Raw genomic sequence first — 21,367 nt, forward strand, 5'->3', positions numbered from 1 at the left:
AATCTGCGATGCCGGCCGATCAGCGGCCGCGATTTGGCGGACTTGTTTCGGAGGGCGGCATTCGCTTTGCCGCATGGTCGCAGGCCGCCCGCCGGTTGTGGGTCTCGATTTTTGACGAGCAGGGCAACCGGGAAATCGAACGGCTTGAGCTGCAGCCGGAAGGCGAGGGCGTGCATGCGCGGTTCGTCGCTGGCCTTGGCCCCGGCACTCGATACGGGTTTCGCGCCGATGGCGACTACGCACCGGAGCGCGGGCTGTGGTTCGATCCCGACAAGCTCCTGATCGATCCCTATGCCGTCGGGATCGACAGGCCCTACGCCTATGACTGGCGGCTGGCCCAGCGCCGGGGCGAGGGGGCCAATACCGCGCCGCTGATGCCGAAGGCGATTGCCGCTGCCTTGCCGAACCCTGTGCAGGCTGCGCCGCCACTCTATCGAACCGGTGGCCTGATCTACGAAATTCCGGTGCGCGCCTTCACCATGCTGCATCCGGACGTTCCCGAAAAGCTGCGCGGCACGGTCGCTGCCATCGCTCATCCGGTGGTTATCGAGCACTTGAAAAAACTCGGTGTCGGCGCGGTCGAACTGATGCCGGTGACGGCGTCGATCGATGAGCGGCATCTGCCGCCGCTCGGACTGCGCAACGCCTGGGGCTACAATCCCGTCACCTTCATGGCGCTTGATCCTCGCCTTGCACCGGGCGGCATCATGGACCTGCGCAACACGGTCGCCGCGCTGCGTGAGGCCGGCATCGGCGTCATCCTCGATCTCGTCTTCAACCACACCAGCGAGAGCGACCGGCTCGGGCCGACGCTGTCGTTGCGTGGCTTCGACAGCCAGGCCTATTACCGGCAGACACCTGACGGCAGGCTGGCCAACGACACCGGCACCGGCAACACGGTGGCTTGCGACCACCCCGTCGTCCAGGAAATGGTTCTCGACACGCTTCGCCATTTTGTCCGTGATGCCGGCGTCGATGGCTTCCGCTTCGACCTGGCGCCCATTCTCGGGCGGGTCGAAGGGACATTCGACGCCGAGGCGCCGTTGCTGAATGCGATGCGCGAGGACGCGCTGCTGGCTGATCGCGTGTTGATCGCCGAGCCTTGGGACATCGGTCCGGATGGCTATCAGCTCGGCAAATTTCGGACGCCCTTCCTCGAATGGAACGACAAGTACCGCGACGATGTCAGACGCTTCTGGCGCGGTGACGCCGGCATGGTCGGCGCACTGGCGACCCGGCTTGCCGGTTCGTCCGATGTGTTTGCCACGAAGCGACAAAGCGCCAGCCGCACGGTCAATTTCATCGCCGCCCATGACGGCATGACGCTGGCCGACATCGTGCGCTATGAGCGCAAGCACAACGAGGCCAATGGCGAGCAGAACCGCGACGGCCACAACGAGAACCTGTCCTGGAACAATGGTGTCGAGGGCGATGCGGGTGACCCGGCCGTGGTGGCGGCTCGCCGGATTGATCAGCACGCGCTGCTCGCCACGCTGTTCGCCTCGCGCGGCACCATCATGCTGACGGCCGGCGACGAATTCGGCCGCACCCAGAAGGGCAACAACAACGCCTACGCGCAGGACAACGAGATCACCTGGCTCGACTGGGCAGCGCGCGACCAGGCGCTGGAGCAGTATACCGTGCTGCTCTCGACGCTGCGCAAAGCGGCGCCGGCACTCTCCGGCGCGCACTTCCTCACTGGCCTGCCGCTGGCCGGTTCCGACATGCCTGATGTCGCATGGCTGACCGAGACAGGCGCGCCGCTCGACGAACAGAGCTGGCAGGATCCGCAGCGGCACCGCCTCGTCATGATTCTGGGCGGCGCCAGCGATGATCAGTCCCGTCTTGCGGTCCTCATCAACGGCGATCGACGGGCGTGTATGTTCTCCTTGCCCGAGCGCGATGGGTCTTTCTGGGCGCCAGCCCTCGAAACAGGCGAGACGATGGACATTTCGCGGCCGGTATCGGGGCGGACGGTGATCTTCATGATCGAACGGATCGCCGCGCAGGCCGGCACAAGGGAGAAGCGCAATGGCGGCAGCTGACGAGACCGGATGGTGGCGCGGCTGCGTCATCTATCAGATCTATCCGCGCTCCTTCCAGGATACGACCGGTGACGGCAGCGGCGATCTGCGCGGCATCACGTCGAGGCTGGCTCATGTCGCCTCGCTCGGTGTCGACGCCATCTGGTTGTCGCCCTTCTTCAAGTCGCCGATGGCCGACATGGGCTATGACGTGTCGGACTATCAGGATGTCGATCCGATGTTCGGCACCATTGCGGACTTTGATGCGCTGGTGACCGAGGCGCACCGGCTCGGCCTGAAGGTCATCATCGACCAGGTGCTGTCGCACTCGTCCGACAGGCACGACTGGTTCGTAGAGAGCCGCGCCAGCCGCGACAACCCCAAGGCCGACTGGTATGTTTGGGCCGACACGAAGCCCGATGGCGGCGCGCCCAACAACTGGCTGTCCGTCTTCGGCGGCCCGGCCTGGGAGTGGGATTCGACCCGCCGGCAATATTACATGCACAATTTCCTTGCCTCGCAGCCGGATTTGAATTTCCACAATGCGGAGGTCCAGGAAGCGCTTCTGGAAACGGTGCGGTTCTGGCTCGAGCGCGGCGTCGACGGCTTCCGGCTCGATACGGTCAACTACTATGTCCACGACCGCTGGCTGCGCAGCAATCCACCCCTGGCGTCAAGCGTCGCCGGCACCAACAGCGAGACCAACACCTACCTCTACCAGGAACATCTGTTCGACAAGACGCAGCCGGAAAACCTGGCGTTCCTCAAGCGCTTCAGGGCACTGCTCGACGAATATGAGGACCGCGCCGCCGTCGGCGAGATCGGCGATGAAGGCCGCTCGCTGCAGACGCTCGCCGCCTACACCACCGGCGGTGACAAGCTCCATATGTGTTACACCTTCGATCTGCTTGGCCCACAATTCTCGGCGGCGCATGTGCGTGGCTGCGTCGAAGCCTTCGAGGCAGCCGTGTCCGATGGCTGGGTCTGCTGGGCGTTTTCCAACCATGACGTGGTGCGCCATGTCAGCCGCTGGACAAGGCCGGGCAGCGATCCCGACACGGTCGCGAGATTCTCGATCGTGCTACTCTCCTGCCTGCGCGGATCGATCTGCCTTTACGAGGGTGAGGAACTCGGGCTGGAGGAGGCGGAACTCGCCTTCGAGGATCTGCGCGATCCCTTTGGCATCCGCTTCTGGCCGGGCGTCAAGGGCAGGGATGGTTGCCGCACGCCAATGGTCTGGGAGGCCGGCGCCGACAATGCAGGCTTCTCCACCGCCAAGCCGTGGCTGCCGATACCGGCCAGCCATCGCGCCCGCGCGGTCGACGTCCAGAACATCGACGCCGCCTCGGTGCTCGCGTCCTATCGGGCCACGCTCGCATTGCGCAGGGAGCATCCGGCGCTGGTCAGGGGTTCGATCCGGTTTCTCGATGCGGAGGACGAAATTCTCGCCTTCATCCGCGAAGGCGGCGGTGAGAGGCTGCTCTGTGTCTTCAACTTCGCCGGGGAGCTGGGGAATTGGCCATTGCCGCCGGATATCGGAACTGTTGCTTCCATTGTCGGCGGCGAGGCGGTTGTTGAAGAGAGCAAGCTCTCGCTACCCGAGCTCGGTTTTTTCCTTGGTCAGCTCGGTTGATTCAGTGCTTCGACCGCGGCTTGCAGGCAAGTGATCCCACGTGGCTGCAAATGGCTTATTGAACGAGAACCGAGCGCCCGCAGGTCGCGCCGGTGACACGCACATCGGCCTGGCCGACGCCGACACCCAGCGCCGAAAGCACATTATAGAGCAGGTCGTCGACCGGCGCCGTTACGCCGTTCAGCACGGCCACAACTGCCGGCTTGACCGTTCCGAGCAGGGAAGTCAGATCGATCCCGAGACCAAGCGCATTGACCGACAGCGACAGGTTGTTGACCAGCGACGTGGTGAGCGACTGCGAGATGTTGCGCGTCGAAACGGTCTTGATCGTCTTGTTGGCGATGTCGGTCGCATCGAAGGTCAGCGTCGTCGGGCTGTTGTTGGTGATCGCGGTCGCGGCGGAACCCATCACCTGTATCAGCGGAATGTTGATCAGCAGCAGTCTGAGGCTGACATCCGCGATCTCCGCGTCGGTGAAGGTCTGCGGCTGGCTGAAGTCGGCGAAGCCTGAACTGTTGCTGTTGGCCAGATGCAGCGAGGCAATGCCTGGGTGCGCGGCGATGGAAACCTTGATGCTGGAGGGCCCGGTCGGACAGGTGATGTCGGTCAGCTTGGCTTCAGCATAGGCGACTTCGACATTGAGCGGCAGATTGACGGCCAAAAGGCTGATACCGCCGCCGAGACCGGGCGAGCCGACACCGACGGTGGCCACCAGTTTGATGCGCGTCTGGGCGGTGCGCACCACGGTTCCGATGCCATCGACCGCGAGCCACGGCGAAGATTGCATAGGCTCGCCAATGGCAATGGTAAGCGCGGTGGACAGAAGCCCGGGTACGGTGGCTCCGAGATTGACCTGAGCCTGGCTGGTACCGTTCGCCAGCACGGCGGCGGCGGTCAGCATGCCCATGGCGCTGGCGTCCACTCCAAGGCCGGCTGGTCTTTGCCCAAGGGCCAGGCTGCCGACGGAGCCGAGATCGACGAGCTTGTTGAGCGGGATCTTGAAAGTGCTGGTCGACTTGGACGCGATCGACTGTAGTGCCACCTTGGCCGTATTGCCAAGCCCGGGCACGTTGGCCATGGCCGTGGCGATCTGGCCGACGGTCGCCTTCGATGCCAGCACATCCGAATAGGTGACACCGGTCAGGCTCAATTGTGTGGCAAGGCCGTCTATGAACGAGAACACGCTGACATCGGCCGAGATCAACCCGTTGTAATCCATGACACTGAGCGAGATGTTGCCGCCGAGAAGTCCACTGAGGAGCGCGTTGAGAATGCCGCCATTGACGCTGGCGAGCCTCGACCCGACCGAGAACGTCGCCTGCGGTGTCATGCTGGCGGTGGCATCGGTGCCGATGACGGGAGAGGGGATCAGCGAACTCGCAAAATAGCGGACGGGGATCTTCTTCAAGGTGACATGCACGGCATTGTAGGGTGTCACGCCGGCCTGGAAGCGCTGGCTGACATTGGCGGCGGATGCTGCGTAGCGCCCGGGCGTGACCGACACGACAGTTTTGCCGACGGCCGGCGCGATCGTCTGTCCCGAGCCCTGCACGACAACCCCTGGCATGCCGTTGTCGGTCAGCGTGGTCACGACAGCGGTCTCGACGTTGGTGATGTTCGAGGCAGCGGTGATCGCCGCCAGGTCCACCATGGCCTGTGCTTCGCGACGCTCGGTGTAGATCGAGGCTTCGTCGATGGCCACTGCAGCCAGCGCCAGCGCGACCGGCGCGCTCAATGCCGTCATGACGGTGAAATTCGCTCGTCGGTCGCCCAGCATCAACCGGGCGAGCCGACCGATCTCATCGCGCGCCCGCAGCAGCATTCAGATGCCCCCGACCCTGATCGTTGACTGGCGCTTGATCGTGCTGCCCGGCATGGCTATGCCCGGGAAGAGGTTCCAGATCGGCAGGTTGCGGGCATCGTACTGGATGGACACCACGAACTGGCTTCCGTCGGCCGTGCTGTCATTGGCCTGGTAGGTCAACTTGCTGGCATCCACGAAGGGATATCCGCCGGCATTGTTGGTGACGAAGCTGGCTACGAGCGTCTGGCGCTCGGTCTGGTTCAGTCCGGCAATTGCAGTGCGGGCCGCATCGGCCGCGATCTGCTGGACCGAGTTGGCGGCGCCGAAATATATACCGTATGCAACCATTCCGAGCAGAAGGACGATGAAAACGGGAGAGAGTAAGGCGAATTCGACCGCCGAAGTTCCTGATTCTTCTTGAAATTTCCGCGTTGCTTGGCAAATTTTGGACAATTTACTTGCCTTGTTACTCGTGACCGCCATGCGTCTGAGATAGAGGCGTATAGAAGGTAGTCGTAATGTAACCTATGGTTGCTTAAGAACGCATTAACACATTCTGGCAAACTGGCGCGGCCACGGATTCTCGCCGCAAAATGGCGTCGAGGTGAGGAAACCAAGTCAAGCTTCTGGTTTCGGCTGGTATTTCGGCCGCCACGGCACAGCTTTCGTCCCGCCTTACTTTGGGTGACCCAGAGAGTCTGTTGAAATAAAAATTCTCCGCGTTAGTGTTTGGCCACCAGCCGCAGGAAGGGAACCGGCGGCGCGCTCAAAGGGGTCAGACATCGGCTCCGGGGCGTTAACACGTAAAGGCGCGCCGACGGCTGCGCCAACAGGGAGAACTTCATGCTGAAAAACATGCTGAAGGCGACGGTGTTCGCCACCACCATGACGCTGGCCGCCGGCACGTTCTACACGCAGGCTTTCGCCGAGACCGTCTACAACCGTGGCACCGCCGCCGAATCGGAGTCCGTCGATCCGCACAAGACCTCGACGGTCTACGAAGCCAATGTCTTGCGCGACCTGTTCCAGGGCCTGGTCATGCAGGATGAGAAGGCCAACCTCATTCCAGGTGCCGCCGAGAGCTGGACAGTATCGGATGATGGCACCGTCTATACGTTCAAGCTGCGCAAGGACGGCGTGTGGTCGGATGGCAGCCCGGTGACTGCAGATGACTTCGTCTACGCATTCCACCGTCTGGAAGATCCGGCGACCGGTGCCGAATACGCCTCCATGCTCTATCCCGTAAAGAACGCCGAGGAAGTCAACACCAAGAAGGGCAAACCGGAGGACATGGGCGTCAAGGCGATTGACGCAAATACTCTCGAAGTCACGCTGAAGGCACCGACGCCTTACTTCCTGGAGATGCTGACCCACCAGGCGACCTATCCGGTCAACAAGGCCTCCATCGAAAAGCTCGGCGCCGACTGGATCAAGCCGGGCAAACTGGTCTCCAACGGCGCCTATACGCTCGCCGAGTGGGTCCCCAACGACCACATGAAACTGGTCAAGAATCCGAAATTCTGGGACGCCGCGAGCGTCAAGTTCGACGTGGTCAACTATATTCCGACCGAAGATCGCTCATCGGCGATGAAGCGCTTCGAGGCCGGCGAACTCGACAGCTATGACGATCTCCCAACGGAACAGCTCGCCGACCTCAAGACCAAATTTGGCGATCAGATCCACGTCGGACCGTATCTCGGCACCTATTACTACGCGATCAAGACCGACAAGGCGCCTTGGGACAATGTCGAGCTGCGCAATGCCATCTCGATGGCGATCGACCGTGATTTCATCGCCGAAAAGGTCTGGCAGAACTCGATGCTGCCCGGCTATTCGATGGTGCCTCCCGGCATCGAAGGCTACACGCCGGCAATGGCCAAATATGCCGACATGCCGCAGATCGACCGCGAGGACGCAGCCAAGAAGGTCCTCGAGAAACTCGGTTATACGCCCGAGCATCCATTGAAGATGGAGATCCGCTACAACACCTCGGAAAACCACAAGAACACCGCCGTGGCCATCCAGGAACAGTTGAAGCCGCTCGGCGTCGACGTCACGCTGCTCAACACCGACACCAAGACCCACTACTCCTTCCTTGAGCAGAAGGGCGACTATGACGTGGCGCGTGCCGCCTGGATCGCCGACTACAAAGATCCCGAGACCTTCCTCGGCATCTCCCGCAAGGCCAGCGGCAACAACTATTCGGACTACAACAGCCCGAAATACGAAGCGGCCATGGACAAGGCTGCCGCCGCCGGCGGCAAGCCCGAAGAACGCATGAAGGAACTCTCCGAGGCCGAGCGCATCCTCGTCGACGATGTCGGCCAGATCCCGCTTCTCTACTACAGCTACCACGATATCGTTTCCTCGAAGCTGCATGGCTTCGTCGACAACGTGATGGACGTTCATCCGTCGCGCTTCGTCAGCAAGGACTGATCCCTGGCCAAGCCGCCGCGCACTGAGTGCGCGGCGGCGCTGGTTTGCCATCGCATCGGCCCGGGAAGCGGAATCGATTTTCGGAAAGTTCGGTGCGAAGATTTGAAGGCTAGAGCGCAATCGTCCAGCTGGACGAGCTGCTCTAGATCAAGCGGGGCACCGATGCTGCGATATGTACTAAGGCGGCTTCTGACCGCCATTCCGACGCTGTTCGTCATCGTGACCATGGCGTTTTTCCTGATGCGCGTCGCGCCAGGCGGCCCATTCAACCAGGAGCGGGGGCTGAGTCCCGAGATCAGGGCCAATCTCGAAGCCCAGTTCGGCCTCAACGACCCACTCTGGCTGCAATTTGTCCACTATCTCGGCAATCTGCTGCGCGGCAATTTCGGCCCGAGCTACAACATGCCGGATTTCACCGTCACCGAACTGTTCGCCAAGGGCCTGCCCATTTCGGTCCAGCTCGGCGCCTCGGCACTCGTCCTTGCACTTCTGCTCGGTTCCGTGCTCGGCACCATAGCCGCGCTCAACCAGAACAAGCTGGGCGACTATACGGTGATTGCGCTGGCGACAGCAGGCAGCACTATCCCCACCTTCGTCATCGCACCGGTGATCCAGCTCCTGTTCGGGCTGACCTGGAAACTGTTGCCGATCGGTGGCTGGGGCGATGGCGCCTTCATCAACAAGGTCGGTCCGGTGCTGACGCTTGCCTTGCCGCAGATCGCCATCGTCGCCCGGCTGATGCGTGGCTCGATGATCGAATCCTTGCGATCCCACCATATCCGCACGGCACGCGCACTCGGCCTTTCCGACTGGTCGGTGGTGGTCAAGCACGCGCTGCGCGGCGCCATCCTGCCGATCGTCTCCTTCACCGGCCCGGCGGCAGCGGCACTGCTGACCGGCTCGGTCATCGTCGAGACGATCTTCTCCATCCCGGGCGTCGGCCGCTATTTCGTCGATGCCGCGCTCAACCGCGATTACACGCTGGTGATGGGAACGGTGGTGGTGATCGCCATCTTCACCATCGTCTTCAACCTGATCGTCGACGTCATGTATGCGGTCGTCGACCCGAGGGTGCGCTATGACTGACATCGCAGCCACAACTCCCGCCGTCGTCGGCCGCTCGCTCTGGGGTGATGCCTGGGCGCGCCTGAAGGCCAATCGCGCCGCCATGTTCAGCCTCTATTACCTCGCCCTGATCGGTATCGTCAGCGTGTTCGGGCCCTGGTTCGTGCCGCACCAATACACGACCATCTATGCCGACTATGTGCGCATGCCGCCAAGCTTTTCGGCCTACCCAAAACCCGAAATGATCGAGACGGCGCTCACCGAAGCGATCAAGCGCATGCGGGTCGACATCAAGGAATGGCGGCAGGAAGGCAACCAAATCTTCGTTACCGTCAAGTCGACCAAACCGATCGACGACCGCAACATCCGCTATCTCGACCGTTCCGACGCCTTTGACGACACCAAGATCGAGAGCAAGTCGCCCGACGGCCTGGAAGTGACGATGAGCGCGTCGGTCAAGCAGCAGTATTTCCTGTTCGGCACCGACAACACCGGCCGCGATCTGCTCTCGCGCACGCTGATGGCCGGGCGCATCTCACTGGCCATCGGCCTGCTTGCCGGCGTCGTGGCGGTGGTCATCGGCGTGGTCTATGGCGCCGCGGCCGGCTTTTCTGGAGGCAAGATCGACGAGGTGATGATGCGCATCGTCGACGTGCTCTATTCCTTGCCCTTCATCTTCTTCGTCATCATGCTGGTGGTGTTCTTCGGCCGCAACTTCGTGCTGATGTTCCTGGCCGTCGGCGCCGTGCTGTGGCTCGACATGGCGCGCATCGTGCGCGGCCAGGCGCTGTCGATCCGCCGTCAGGAATATGTCCAGGCGGCGGAGGCCATGGGTGTCGGCCAGCGCGGCATCCTGCTGCGCCACGTCATTCCCAACCTGCTCGGCCCGGTGGTGATCTACATGACGCTGCTCGTGCCGCAGGTCATCATCCTCGAGAGTTTCCTGTCGTTCCTCGGGCTCGGCGTGCAGGAGCCGATGACCAGCTGGGGTGTGCTGATCTCGGTCGGCGCCAAGAACATCGGCACCGCCAACTGGCTGCTGCTGTTCCCCGCCTTCTTCCTCGTCTCGACGCTGTTCGCCCTGAATTTCGTTGGCGACGGCCTGCGCGACGCGCTCGACCCGAGAGATCGATAAAGATGGGGATCGCTAAGATGGCTGCTTCCGAAACGATCCTCAGCGTCAAGGACCTGCGCGTCCGCTTCCGCACGCTCGACGGCGCCGTCGAAGCGGTGAAGGGCATCAACATCCACGTCAATGCGGGCGAGACAGTTGCCGTCGTCGGCGAATCCGGGTCCGGCAAGAGCCAGACCATGATGGCGGCGATGAGCCTGCTGGCTTCGAACGGCGAAGCCACCGGCAGTGTCGACTATCGCGGCCGCAACCTCCTGACATTGAGCAAGTCCGACTTGAACAAGGTCCGTGGCGCAAAGATCAGCATGATCTTCCAGGAGCCGATGACCTCGCTCGATCCGCTCTATTCGATCGGCAACCAGCTGATCGAACCGATCCGCCGGCATCGGGGCTTGAATGCCGCCGCGGCGCACGAAGAGGCGCTCAAGCTGCTGCGCCTCGTGCATATCCCTGATCCCGAGCGGCGGATGAGATCCTATCCGCACGAAATGTCCGGCGGCCAGCGGCAGCGCGTGATGATCGCCATGGCGCTCGCCAACGATCCCGACATTCTGATCGCCGACGAGCCGACGACTGCGCTCGACGTCACCATCCAGGCGCAGATCCTGATGCTTTTGGCCGAATTGCAACGCAAGCTCGGCATGGCGATCGTCTTCATCACCCACGATCTCGGCATTGTCCGGCGCTTCGCCGACCGCGTCTATGTCATGCGCCAGGGCGAGGTCGTCGAAGAGGGCGAGGCGGAAGCCATCTTCGTCAACCCGCAGCACGCCTATACGAAAATGCTGCTGGCGGCCGAGCCGACCGGCAGCAAGGCGCCACCGCCTGCCAATGCTCCCGTTCTGCTCGAAGGCAAGAATGTTGAGGTGACATTCAGGATCGGCGGCGGGTTTCTCGCTGGCGAGCCGCTGATGCTGCGCGCCGTCGACCACATTTCGATCCGGCTGCAACGCAACCAGACCATCGGCATAGTCGGTGAATCCGGCTCGGGCAAATCGACGCTCGGCCGCGCTTTGTTGCGGCTGTTGCCGAGTGACGGGCTCATTCGTTTTGGTGATCGCGACATTTCCCAGGCCGACCGACAGGCAATGCGGCCGCTGCGGCGCCAGATGCAGCTCGTCTTCCAGGACCCGTTCGGCTCGCTGTCGCCGCGTATGACCGTCGGCCAGGTCATCACCGAAGGGCTGCTGGTGCATGAGCCGAACCTGTCGGGCAAGCAGCGCGATCAACGCGCGGTCGAGGCCTTGAACGAAGTCGGCCTCGATCCCAACGCACGCAACCGCTACCCGCACGAATTCTCCGGCGGGCAACGGCAGCGCATCGCCATTGCACGGGCCATGATCCTGAAGCCCAAGCTGGTGGTGCTGGATGAGCCGACCTCCGCGCTCGACCGCTCGGTGCAGAAACAGATCGTCGAACTGCTGCGCAAGCTGCAGGCCGACCACGAACTGTCCTACCTCTTCATCAGCCACGATCTGTCGGTCGTGCGCGCCATGGCCGACTACATCATCGTCATGAAGCAAGGCAAGATCGTCGAGGAGGGGCCGACCGAGGCGATCTTCAGCAACCCGCAGCACGCCTACACACAGACGCTGATGGCCGCCGCGATCGACGTCACGCGCTTTCGCCTGAGCGCCTGACCGCCTCTACCGGGCTGAGATGACGCTCATTGTGACAGCGACGTGCATTTGCGCGCTCTTGTGCTGGCAATGGCCTCTTCCTGCTGTTTCAGCCGCTCGATCCTGGCCGTTTCACGTTCGGTGACCGCGCCCTTCACCCGAGAGCCGCCCAGCAGCCAGCGCGGTACGTTAGTGCTCGCGACCTTGCCGCGGGTGATCGCGGTTTGCGAAATGTTACGGGCGATGTCTCCCAGCGCGCTGTTGAGCTCGGTGCAGCTCATACTGTCGTATTTGGCCGGATCGACGGTTCTGCCGATCGATGAACAGCCGGCGACGAGAAACAGCGCGATCACAAGAGCCGGTAGCGAGGCTGCCGTTGAATTCAAATTCATGTCCGCACTCCGGCATCGCCGTTTCACTGGCTCTATCATATGCATCGACCTACCTAGAGCCGACGGCCATCTTCGTCAAAGTTTCCGATCGCTACGGAACCCATGAGCCGAGCCCATGGCCGCATCAACTGACGCGGGTTTCCTGCCAAGCGGGAACGCTCTCGATCATTCGAAGTTAGTGTCCGTCGAGTGCTTCAAATCAACCACTGGCAAACGGAGAGAGCCCGTCTCGGCTGACGCCCGGGGCGGGCTTTTCCTTGGTGGCCTGCGACTTGGGAGAAGGTCGTTCAGAGGTTCGCGATGGTCCGCTGGTCAACGCTGGCCCGACTCCCACGAGTCGGGCCGGCGGTCGGCGATCAGTAACCGTCGTTTTCGATCACCACGGGGTGGCGGTGGTAACGGTGAGTGGAAACGGAGCCTGTCACGACGACGGTGTCTCGGCGATGATGGTGCCGGCTTACGACGACGGTGGCTGGACGATGATGCCGGCGCCCATGGTCATAGAACGCAACGGCGCCGTGGCGGCGGTGGTGCAAGCGCTGGCCGTCTTCATTGATGATCTTGACGTTGTTGTGGTGTCGATGGTGGGTTCTGATAACCACATCGGCTTCGGCTGCCGAAGCTATGGCCGGCAATCCCATGGAAAGCGCCAACGCGCACATGGTCATTGTTTTCATTGCAGTTTCTCCATTTTCTCAATTTGCCCTTCGTCTGGATAACTGCCTCTGGTCACTTTGGTTCCGGTCTTCCCGAGGGGCGGCCCGGACACTTTTCGCAAGTCGAAGAACGGGCGATCGCGCCGCCTAGGGCTGGGCAGGGGCTGCCTCTCGCTTGTGGTATTTGCAAAGAACGATGCGTCCCGACGCATCGGTCTCGCTCACATCAGGCAGCACAACGATCTGCCCCCAAAAATCGCAATATCTGGCTACTGCATCCGGCAGTTCTTTGCTGCTCATGCCAGAGATGGCAGCGACATCGCCTTCGCTACAGTTGGTCTTTCCAGAGAGCTGCGTTGCCGCCGCCACTATCTTGCATGACCGCTCGTCGTCCGCCTGGGAGGGTGCGCAGGTGCAGGCAAGCGCAGCTGCTGTTGTGAGAACCAATTTGCGCATGATGGCTCCGGGCGTGGCCGGCATTCCTGTTGCCGGCGTCGGCATAAGCATGCGCCGCAGCTAATTTAAAGGCAAATCACCAGGACAGCTCTCGATCTCGCCAACCCGTGGAACATTAGGCCTGCCTAACGGTTCTATTCCTCATAGGCGACATCATGGCTTGGTGTCCGCTGAAGGTCAGCCCGCAAAGGCTGGTCGGGCCCGCATTCTCCGCCAGAGGCGTGGGCTTTCCCAGGCAACAGGAGAAAGATCATGAACAATATCATTTGGCTCGTTGGCGCGGTGGTGATCGTGATAGCGATATTGAGCTTTTTCGGCCTCCGATAGGCGCGACGCGAACTATGCCCGAAGCGGACGCCACGAAAAGCGCCGCGGGCTGTCGGCCGAAGATCGACACGATGGCAGGAAGATCACTGCTGCTGTGCTATTCGAGGCACTTGCATAGCGCTCTCAAGCTCATCGGCGATGGATATGCGAGTCACGGGACAACGGCTTAGCCTGTGTCACCAGGAGGCCGTTGGTTCAGGTGAGGGGCGCCAAAGTCGGGATGCGCTAACACGTTGTTTTTTCTGGTCGGAGTGGCAGGATTTGAACCTGCGACCCCCTCGTCCCGAACGAGGTGCGCTACCAGGCTGCGCTACACTCCGTGACCAGACCGCGGGCTTATAGCCGCCGTACTTCGTTCCTGCAAGCGGCAATGGCAGCACTTCTGTCGCATTTCATCAGCTTTTGCCGCGCGCCTTGCCGGCGGCCGGATTTTCCTTAGGGATAAACACGACTTAAAGGCTTGTGTGGTAACCACCGTCCCGACAAACCGTGTTTCAGCCGCTTGGAGTTTTCAGTCTTGACCCCCAGGATCGTTGGCGAGGCCCGACCCAACAGCTTCGAGTTTGAAACCTCGGCGCTGATCAAACAGTCCGGGTTCCGCGAATATGATGCGCGCTGGTGGTTCGGCCATCCGGGCTCGGAGGTGCCGCCGGAGCTCAACCTGATCGGCGTCCAGGCGCTCGGCATGGGGCTCGGCACGCTGATCCGCCGCCTTGGCGTTGGGCCCGATATCGTCACCGGACATGACTTCCGTTCCTATTCTTTGTCGATCAAACTGGCGCTGGTGTCCGGGCTGATGGCGGCCGGCGCGCGGGTCAGGGATATCGGCCTGGCGCTGTCACCGATGGCCTACTTCGCCCAGTTCGCGCTGGATACGCCGTCCGTCGCCATGGTCACCGCCTCGCACAACGAGAATGGCTGGACCGGCGTCAAGATGGGCGCGGCGCGGCCGCTGACCTTCGGCCCGGAAGAGATGAGCGCCTTGAAGGCGATCGTGCTGGCCGGCGACTTCGATCTTGCCGGCGGCGGCTCCTATGATTTCGTCCGTGATTTTCGCGCGACCTATCTCAACGACCTGACCCGCGACAAGCGCATCACGCGAAAGCTGAAAGTGGTCGCCGCTTGTGGCAACGGCACCGCCGGCGCCTTTGCCCCGGAGGCGCTGCAGCGCATCGGCTGCGAGGTGATCCCGCTCGATGTCGAGCTCGACCATACGTTCCCGCGCTACAATCCCAATCCGGAGGACATGCGGATGCTGCATGCCATCAGGGACAAGGTGCTGGAAACCGGCGCCGATGTCGGGCTCGGTTTCGACGGCGATGGCGACCGTTGCGGGGTCGTCGACAATGAAGGCAACGAAATCTTCGCCGACAAGGTCGGTGTCATGCTCGCGCGCGATATTTCGCTGCTGCATCCCGGCTCGACTTTCGTCGTCGACGTCAAGTCGACCGGCCTGTTCAACACCGACGCAGTGCTGCGCGCCAACGGCGCCGTCACTGACTACTGGAAGACCGGCCACTCCTACATCAAGCGCCGCGTTGCCGAACTCGGCGCCGTCGCCGGTTTCGAAAAGTCAGGCCATTTCTTCTTCAACCCGCCGATCGGACGCGGCTATGACGACGGTCTGGTCACCGCCATCGCCATCTGCCAGATGCTGGATCGCAGCCCCGGCAGGTCGATGGCCGATCTCTACCGGGCGCTGCCGCTGACTTTCGGCACGCCGACCATGTCGCCGCATTGCGCGGACGATGTGAAGTATGGCGTGGTCGAGCGGGTGGTCGCCGATTTTCAGGCGATGAAGCGGGAGGGCGCAAGCTTCGCCGGCCAGAAGATCATTGACCTGATCACCGTCAATGGCGTGCGCGTTGTTGCCGAGGACGGCACCTGGGGGCTGGTGCGCGCCTCGTCGAACAAGCCGGAGCTTGTCGTCGTCGTCGAAAGCCCGGTGTCGTCGCAGCGCCGCCGGCAAATGTTCGACGCCGTCGATGCGGTGCTGCGCCGCAGCCCCGAAGTCGGCGCCTACAACCAGACGTTCTAAAGCATGATCCCGAAAAGCGGTTTCGGAAAAGATGACGCTCGAACAATAAGATAAAGCGCCGTCCCGATTCCATCGAGATGGAACGGGCCCTCGCTTCAGCTGTCGTCCGCCGAAGCTGTTTGCTTCAGGGCGCTCCAGTCGAACGCTCGCGCCCAGTCGGCAAAACCGTGCCAGCGGACCTCAGGAAAATCCCTGCGCAAGGCGGCGATATCGACGTCGTAGCCGACGCGGTCGAACCATTCGAACATCAGCGCCGCATCCTCGCTTTGCTGGCGAGCCACGGCGATCGGGATTTCCTGATAGCCAATCGGGCGGCCGATGGCCTCGGACAGGATTTTCGCCTGCTGTTCGCCGGACACTTCGTCGCCTGCGAAATCGAAGCGTTTGCCGAACACGTGTTCTCGCCGTTCGGCCAAGGCGGCGACGAAGCCGCCGATGTCGGCCAGGGAGACCAGCTGGAGGACGCGCTTGGGAGGCATCGCGAAGGCATGGGTGCCCTGGCGGAGCGCGCCGATCGACCACGGCGCGACGACATTCTCCATGAACGCGGCCGGGGCGCTGATCGTGTAGGGGATGCCGAGCCCGACGACATGTTTCTCGACGAGATATTTGCTTTCAAAATGCGGGATGCCTGTCTTCTTGTCGGCATTGGCAACGGACGAGTAGATCAGATGTCCCACGCCCGCGGCCTTCGCCGCGTCGGCGGCGATGATCCCCTGGCGGGTTTCTTCCTGCAGGCCGGCTTCATAGCTGTTTCCCATCAGGAACATGGTGTCGACGCCTTTTGCCGCCGTCACGATGGAGGCTGCGTCAGCGAGATCGCCGGCCACGACATCGGCGCCCGCCGACGCCAGTTGCCGTGCCGCCTCGCTGTCCGGCTTGCGCGTCAACGCCTTGACGCGATGTCCTCTCGACAACAGCACGCGCGCAACCGCGCCGCCCTGCTGGCCCGTAGCGCCGGTCACCAGAATGCTTCGTTTGCCGGTCATGGTGTCTGCTCCTTCTTGTTTCTCTGGAGCAAAGTTAGGATCTTTTGTATTGATGCATAATTGGCTATAATTGGGAAACGTCGTCCCGATTTTGGATACAATGCTCGACCTCAACGATATCGTCGTGTTTGCTCGCGTCGTCGAGGCCGGCAGCTTCACCGCTGCCGCGCGCCTGCTCGCCATGCCCAAGACGACGGTCAGCCGCCGCATTGCCGCGCTCGAGCGCGAGGTCGGCGTCCGCCTGCTGCAGCGCACGACACGTAGCCTCAACCTGACGGCTGCCGGGCGCCTCTACTATGAGCAGAGCAGCCAGGGGCTGCGGGCCATCGAGGAGGCTAATCTGCGCCTCGCGGAGGCGAGGGCGGAGCCGTCGGGCACGATACGCATTTCGGCCCCGGTTGGCTTTGGCGGCCATTTCCTAATCCGCACCGTGGTCGACTTTCTCGCACTGTATCCAAAAACCAATGTCGAGCTGCGTCTCACAGACGACAGGCTCAACCTGGTCGAGGACGGCATAGACCTCGCTTTTCGCACCGGCATCCTTCAGGATTCGACGCTGATCGCCCGCAAGCTCGGCTCCACGCACAGGCTGCTCTGCGCCAGTCCGGATTATCTCGCTCGGCACGGCATGCCGGAAAGCCCGGCGGACCTGACAAACCACCAATGCGTCATCGCAGGTCCTTCGGCCTCGGGCGCTCATTGGGTGCTGGACGGGCCACACGGCCAGGAAACGGTCATGGTGGCCGGGCGCTTTGCCGCCAATGAAATGCAGGCAGTCGTTGCGGCCGCGCTCGCCGGCTTCGGCATCGCCCAAGTGCCCCAGGCGATCGCAGAAGGGCTGATCAATGACGGGCGGCTGCGGCGCGTTCTTGGGGACTACACGACACCGGCCGGCGGCCTGCATGTGCTCTATCCGAGCAGCCGCCACCTTTCGCCCCTCGTCAGGGCATTCATCGAGCTTGCATCCGAGCGCATTTCCAATGGGATTAACACCGCTTAAGGCTTGTGTGATAGCAACCGGCCATTGCCTACTGAGCGCGAGACCTGAATGACCGAGCGGATCGTTAGTTTTGTCATGAGCGGCGGCATCGGCTCGCGGCTGTGGCCGCTGTCGCGCGAGGACAATCCCAAGCAGTTCCACGATCTGTCGGGTGACGGCTCGATGCTGGCCAAGACCTTGCGCCGGCTGACGGCGAGGCCGGAAGGCGAAACGCCGATCTTCCTGATCGCCTCGGAGCGCCATGCCGAACGTGTCCGTGCCGATCTCGCCGGCCTCGATCTCGCCGGCGGCGGGCCGCTGTTCGAGCCGGCCGGCCGCAACACCGCCGCGGCGGTAGCGCTGGCGACGCTGCGCACGCTGTCCGAGTTCGGCGACAGCCTGGTGCTGGTGGTGCCGTCCGACCATGAGATATCAACCCCGCGCCAATTCTGGCAGAGTGTCGAAGCCGGCACCGAGGCGTCGCGCGCCGGCCGGCTGGTGGTGTTCGGCGTCAAGCCGACGCAGCCCGAGACTGGCTACGGCTATATCGAAGTTGCAGCCGAAAGCGGCGGTACTTTCGACGTGTCGCGCTTCGTCGAAAAGCCGGACCTTGCGACTGCGCAGAACTATCTCCAGGCCGGAAATTTCTATTGGAACACCGGCATCTTCCTGTTTCGCGCCGGCGCCATGCGCGACGCCTTCGCGGCGTTCCAGCCTGATATCTGGCAGGCCACCGAGGCGGCCTACAGAGCGGCAACATCGGATCTGTCCGGCCTCTACATGCCGCTGGAACTCTACGCCGCCATCCCGTCGAATTCGATCGACTACGCCATCATGGAGCGGGCAAAAGACATCGCCATGGTGCCGGCTGGCTTCCGCTGGAACGATCTCGGCTCCTGGCAGTCGCTGCTCGATGTCGGCCCTGCCGACGACCAGGGCAATGTTGTCATCGGCGATGTCGTCGCCATCGACTGCGAGAACTCCTACATCCGCGGCGAGGGCCGCCTGCTGTCGGCGATCGGCATGAAGGATGTCGCCATCGTCTCGACATCGGACGCCACCTTCGTCGCCCCGGTCAGCCACAGCCAGCACGTCAAGAAGATCGTCGAGCAGCTCGAAAAATCGGGCAGGCTGGAAACCCGGTTCACGCCGGCGCATGACCGCGTTATCGAAAGCGGCGCCTGGCGGCGGCGCGTGCATCACTGGCTGTTTCAGGAGACCTTGCCGCTGTGGTCGACAACAGGCGTCGACGAGCGCCATGGCGGGTTTCACGAAGCGCTCGGGCTCGATGCCTCGCCGCTGATGAAGCCCAAGCGCATGCGCACCATGGCAAGGCAGGTCTATGCCTTCGCCGTCGCCAAGGCGCGCGGCTGGGACGGTCCGGCCGACCGGCTGATCGGCCACGGCATCGACTTCATGGCCGGGAAGGGCCGCACCGACAAAGGCGGCTGGGTGCGCACGCTGAATGTCGATGGCAGCGTCGCCGATGCCACCGAGGATGCCTACGATCATTCCTGCGTGCTGCTGGCGCTGGCACATGCGCATATGTCGGGCAATCCGGACGCCTTGCGGCTCGGCGAGGAAACCTTCGCCTTTCTCGATGCGTATCTCGAGGACAGCCGTATGACCGGCTTCCTCGAGACGTCGGACGGGGAGGGCGAGCGGCGCTCCAACCCGCATATGCATCTGCTCGAAGCTTTTATGGCCTGGCACCAGGCGACCGGCGAGCGTACCCACCTGCGCCGCGCAGCGCGCATCATCGACCTGTTCCGCAGCCATTTCTTCGACCCGGAAAGCTGGACGCTGGGCGAGTATTTCGATGCCGAGTGGAAACCGTCCGCCGGCGAGAAAGGCTCCTGGACCGAGCCCGGCCATCACTTCGAATGGGCCTCGCTGCTGGTCGATTTCGCCGGGCGCAGCGGCCAGGCCGAGCTGAGCGGCTTTGCCAGGAAACTCTATGCCTCGGCCATCGCCAATGGCCTCAACCGCGCCACCGGCCTTGCCTATGGTGCCGTCTCACGGCAAGGCCTGCCGCTCGACCGTGTCTCACGCAGCTGGCCGCAGGCCGAAGCGGTCAAGGCGGCGATTGCGCTGGATGGTTCAGGCGGGCCCGACCTCAAGCCGGAGATCGAGGCACGTGTCGGCAGGCTGTTCCGCTGGCACATCGACCCGGCGCCGCTCGGCCTGTGGATCGACCGCATCGACGAACGCGGCCGCTCGCTGGCGACGGATGTTCCGGCCAGCATCTTCTATCATCTGGTCTGCGCGCTGACGCAGTATCTGGACAGCACGGCGGAGAAGGGCGGCTGGGGCCGGTCTCAGTAGGGACTGGCCACATCCCCGGTCTCGACATAAATCGACTTCAGCTGCGAATAGAGCGCCAGCGCCGCCAGCGAATTCTCGCGTCCGATGCCTGACTGCTTGAAGCCGCCGAACGGAATCTCGACCGGCGTCAGATTGTAGGCATTGATCCAGCAGGTGCCGGCCTGCAGCTCGGCGATGACGCGATGGGCACGCGGCAGGTCGCGCGTGAAGACTCCCGCCGCAAGGCCGAACTCTGTGTCGTTGGCGCGGTCGATCACCTCGTCCTCGCCGTCGAATTTCAGCACACTCATCACCGGCCCGAAAATTTCTTCGCGGGCGATGCGCATCGTGTCGGTGACGCCGGTGAACACCGTCGGCTCGACGAAGAAGCCGCCGTCGAAGCCCTGCAGCGAAGGCACGTTACCGCCGCAGGCGAGAACAGCTCCATCCTGCTTGCCGATCTCGATATAGCCGACCACCTTCTCGTGCTGCGCCTTGGAGACCAGCGGCCCCATCTGGGTTTCGGGGTCGAGCGGATCGCCGATGCGGATTTTTTTCGTCCGCTCGACAAGGCGTTCGACAAAGCGGTCGTGGATGCCGCTCTGCACGAAGACCCGCGTGCCGTTGGAGCAGATCTGGCCGGTCGAATAGAAATTGCCGAGCATGGCGCCGCCAATGGCATTTTCGATATCGGCATCGTCGAAGACGATCAGCGGCGACTTGCCGCCAAGCTCCATCGTCGCGTGCTTCATCTTCGAACCGGCAAGCGACAGCACCTTGCGCCCGGTCGGCACCGAGCCTGTCACCGAAACCTTGGCGACGACATCGTGGCCGACGAGCCCGGCGCCGACATCGCCATAGCCCTGCACGACGTTGAACAGCCCATCGGGCAGGCCGGCTTCGCTGTAGATTTCGGCCAGCGCCAGCGCCGAAAGCGGCGTGTTTTCCGACGGCTTGAACACCATGGCGTTGCCCATGGCGAGGGCAGGCGCCGATTTCCAGCCGGCGATCTGGATCGGATAGTTCCAGGCACCGATGCCGACGCAGACGCCGAGCGCCTCGCGTCGCGTGTAGGCGAAAGGCCCGCCGAGGTCGACGGACTCGCCATTATAGGCGGCGACCGCGCCACCGAAATATTCCAGGCAGTCCGCGGCCGACGGCGCGTCCGCCACCAGCGTTTCCTGGATCGCCTTGCCTGTGTCGAGCGTCTCGATGCGGGCGAGATCGGCATTGCGGGCGCGCAAGATGTCGGCGGCACGGCGCAGGATGCGTCCGCGCTCGACCGGCTTCAGCCGTGCCCAGGCAGGCTGCGCGGCACGTGCGGCCTCGATGGCGAGCTCCAGCACGTTCGGCGTCGCCGAACGCAGCATCGCGATGGTCTCGCCGGTTGCCGGATAGATGACCGGCAGCGGCGCGCCTTGCTCATCGTCGATGTAGCGTCCGTTGACATAGTGCGATGCCGTGGGCTGGGCGCGCATGGGAGGTCTCCAAATCGTCTTCGCCCAGGCGGGCG

Annotated in this window: 16 protein-coding genes and 1 tRNA gene; 9 read left to right on the top strand and 8 right to left on the bottom strand. The window is 62.9% G+C overall.

What is annotated here, in order from left to right; all coding sequences use genetic code 11:
* The first annotated feature begins 8 nt into the window (after positions 1–8).
* Complete coding sequence (gene glgX, locus ACFSOZ_RS35310; RefSeq protein WP_379105908.1) at positions 9–2,045, top strand: glycogen debranching protein GlgX; 2,037 nt, start codon at positions 9–11, stop codon at positions 2,043–2,045.
* Positions 2,032–3,657, top strand: coding sequence for a beta-galactosidase BglA (bglA, locus tag ACFSOZ_RS35315; RefSeq protein ID WP_379105910.1), 1,626 nt, complete (start codon positions 2,032–2,034; stop codon positions 3,655–3,657). Before glgX ends, bglA begins: the two co-directional genes overlap by 14 nt.
* A gap of 55 nt (positions 3,658–3,712) precedes the next feature.
* On the opposite strand, the gene ACFSOZ_RS35320 is transcribed toward bglA, so the two are convergent.
* Both ACFSOZ_RS35320 and ACFSOZ_RS35325 read right to left on the bottom strand, forming a co-directional pair.
* Positions 3,713–5,479, bottom strand: coding sequence for a hypothetical protein (locus ACFSOZ_RS35320; RefSeq protein ID WP_379105912.1), 1,767 nt, complete (start codon positions 5,477–5,479; stop codon positions 3,713–3,715).
* Entirely contained in the window at positions 5,480–5,914 is a 435-nt protein-coding gene (locus ACFSOZ_RS35325) for a TadE family protein (protein ID WP_379105914.1), read from the bottom strand.
* A 390-nt stretch (positions 5,915–6,304) separates the two neighbouring features.
* On the opposite strand from ACFSOZ_RS35325, the gene ACFSOZ_RS35330 reads away from it, so the two are divergent.
* From ACFSOZ_RS35330 to ACFSOZ_RS35345, 4 genes are all read left to right on the top strand, one after another.
* Complete coding sequence (locus tag ACFSOZ_RS35330; protein WP_379105916.1) at positions 6,305–7,897, top strand: peptide ABC transporter substrate-binding protein; 1,593 nt, start codon at positions 6,305–6,307, stop codon at positions 7,895–7,897.
* A 162-nt stretch (positions 7,898–8,059) separates the two neighbouring features.
* A complete protein-coding gene (locus ACFSOZ_RS35335; protein WP_056580795.1) occupies positions 8,060–8,983 on the top strand; it encodes an ABC transporter permease subunit in 924 nt (307 codons plus the stop codon).
* Positions 8,976–10,097 carry an ABC transporter permease gene (locus ACFSOZ_RS35340; protein WP_379105919.1) on the top strand — a complete coding sequence of 374 codons (1,122 nt, stop codon included), beginning with the start codon at positions 8,976–8,978 and terminating at the stop codon, positions 10,095–10,097. Before ACFSOZ_RS35335 ends, ACFSOZ_RS35340 begins: the two co-directional genes overlap by 8 nt.
* Positions 10,098–10,114: 17 nt before the next feature.
* Positions 10,115–11,734 carry an ABC transporter ATP-binding protein gene (locus ACFSOZ_RS35345; RefSeq protein WP_379105921.1) on the top strand — a complete coding sequence of 540 codons (1,620 nt, stop codon included), beginning with the start codon at positions 10,115–10,117 and terminating at the stop codon, positions 11,732–11,734.
* Positions 11,735–11,760: 26 nt separating this feature from the next.
* Here the strand turns inward: ACFSOZ_RS35345 and ACFSOZ_RS35350 are convergent, their stop codons facing one another.
* From ACFSOZ_RS35350 to ACFSOZ_RS35365, 4 genes are all read right to left on the bottom strand, one after another.
* Positions 11,761–12,105 (bottom strand): hypothetical protein, encoded by a 345-nt coding sequence (locus tag ACFSOZ_RS35350; RefSeq protein ID WP_379105923.1) that lies wholly within the window; start codon positions 12,103–12,105, stop codon positions 11,761–11,763.
* A gap of 356 nt (positions 12,106–12,461) precedes the next feature.
* Positions 12,462–12,782 carry a hypothetical protein gene (locus ACFSOZ_RS35355; RefSeq protein ID WP_379105925.1) on the bottom strand — a complete coding sequence of 107 codons (321 nt, stop codon included), beginning with the start codon at positions 12,780–12,782 and terminating at the stop codon, positions 12,462–12,464.
* Positions 12,783–12,908: 126 nt separating this feature from the next.
* Positions 12,909–13,217, bottom strand: coding sequence for a hypothetical protein (locus ACFSOZ_RS35360; protein ID WP_379105927.1), 309 nt, complete (start codon positions 13,215–13,217; stop codon positions 12,909–12,911).
* A 570-nt stretch (positions 13,218–13,787) separates the two neighbouring features.
* Positions 13,788–13,864 (bottom strand) — tRNA-Pro (locus tag ACFSOZ_RS35365).
* Between the two features lie 197 nt (positions 13,865–14,061).
* Between ACFSOZ_RS35365 and ACFSOZ_RS35370 the strand changes: the two genes are divergently transcribed.
* Complete coding sequence (locus ACFSOZ_RS35370; RefSeq protein ID WP_379105929.1) at positions 14,062–15,582, top strand: phosphomannomutase/phosphoglucomutase; 1,521 nt, start codon at positions 14,062–14,064, stop codon at positions 15,580–15,582.
* Between the two features lie 95 nt (positions 15,583–15,677).
* Here the strand turns inward: ACFSOZ_RS35370 and ACFSOZ_RS35375 are convergent, their stop codons facing one another.
* On the bottom strand, positions 15,678–16,571 hold the full coding sequence (locus tag ACFSOZ_RS35375) for an NmrA/HSCARG family protein (protein ID WP_379105931.1): 894 nt from the start codon (positions 16,569–16,571) through the stop codon (positions 15,678–15,680).
* A 100-nt stretch (positions 16,572–16,671) separates the two neighbouring features.
* Between ACFSOZ_RS35375 and ACFSOZ_RS35380 the strand changes: the two genes are divergently transcribed.
* Together ACFSOZ_RS35380 and ACFSOZ_RS35385 are read left to right on the top strand one after the other, a co-directional pair.
* A complete protein-coding gene (locus ACFSOZ_RS35380) occupies positions 16,672–17,571 on the top strand; it encodes a LysR family transcriptional regulator (RefSeq protein WP_379105933.1) in 900 nt (299 codons plus the stop codon).
* 48 nt (positions 17,572–17,619) lie between these two features.
* A complete protein-coding gene (locus tag ACFSOZ_RS35385) occupies positions 17,620–19,875 on the top strand; it encodes a mannose-1-phosphate guanylyltransferase/mannose-6-phosphate isomerase (RefSeq protein ID WP_379105935.1) in 2,256 nt (751 codons plus the stop codon).
* On the opposite strand, the gene betB is transcribed toward ACFSOZ_RS35385, so the two are convergent.
* Positions 19,869–21,332 carry a betaine-aldehyde dehydrogenase gene (betB, locus tag ACFSOZ_RS35390; RefSeq protein WP_379105937.1) on the bottom strand — a complete coding sequence of 488 codons (1,464 nt, stop codon included), beginning with the start codon at positions 21,330–21,332 and terminating at the stop codon, positions 19,869–19,871. The two genes, ACFSOZ_RS35385 and betB, sit on opposite strands and share 7 nt — an antisense overlap.
* Between the last annotated feature and the right edge of the window lie 35 nt (positions 21,333–21,367).

Source organism: Mesorhizobium newzealandense (genome assembly GCF_042682145.1).
Classification (GTDB): Bacteria; Pseudomonadota; Alphaproteobacteria; order Rhizobiales; family Rhizobiaceae; genus Mesorhizobium; species Mesorhizobium newzealandense.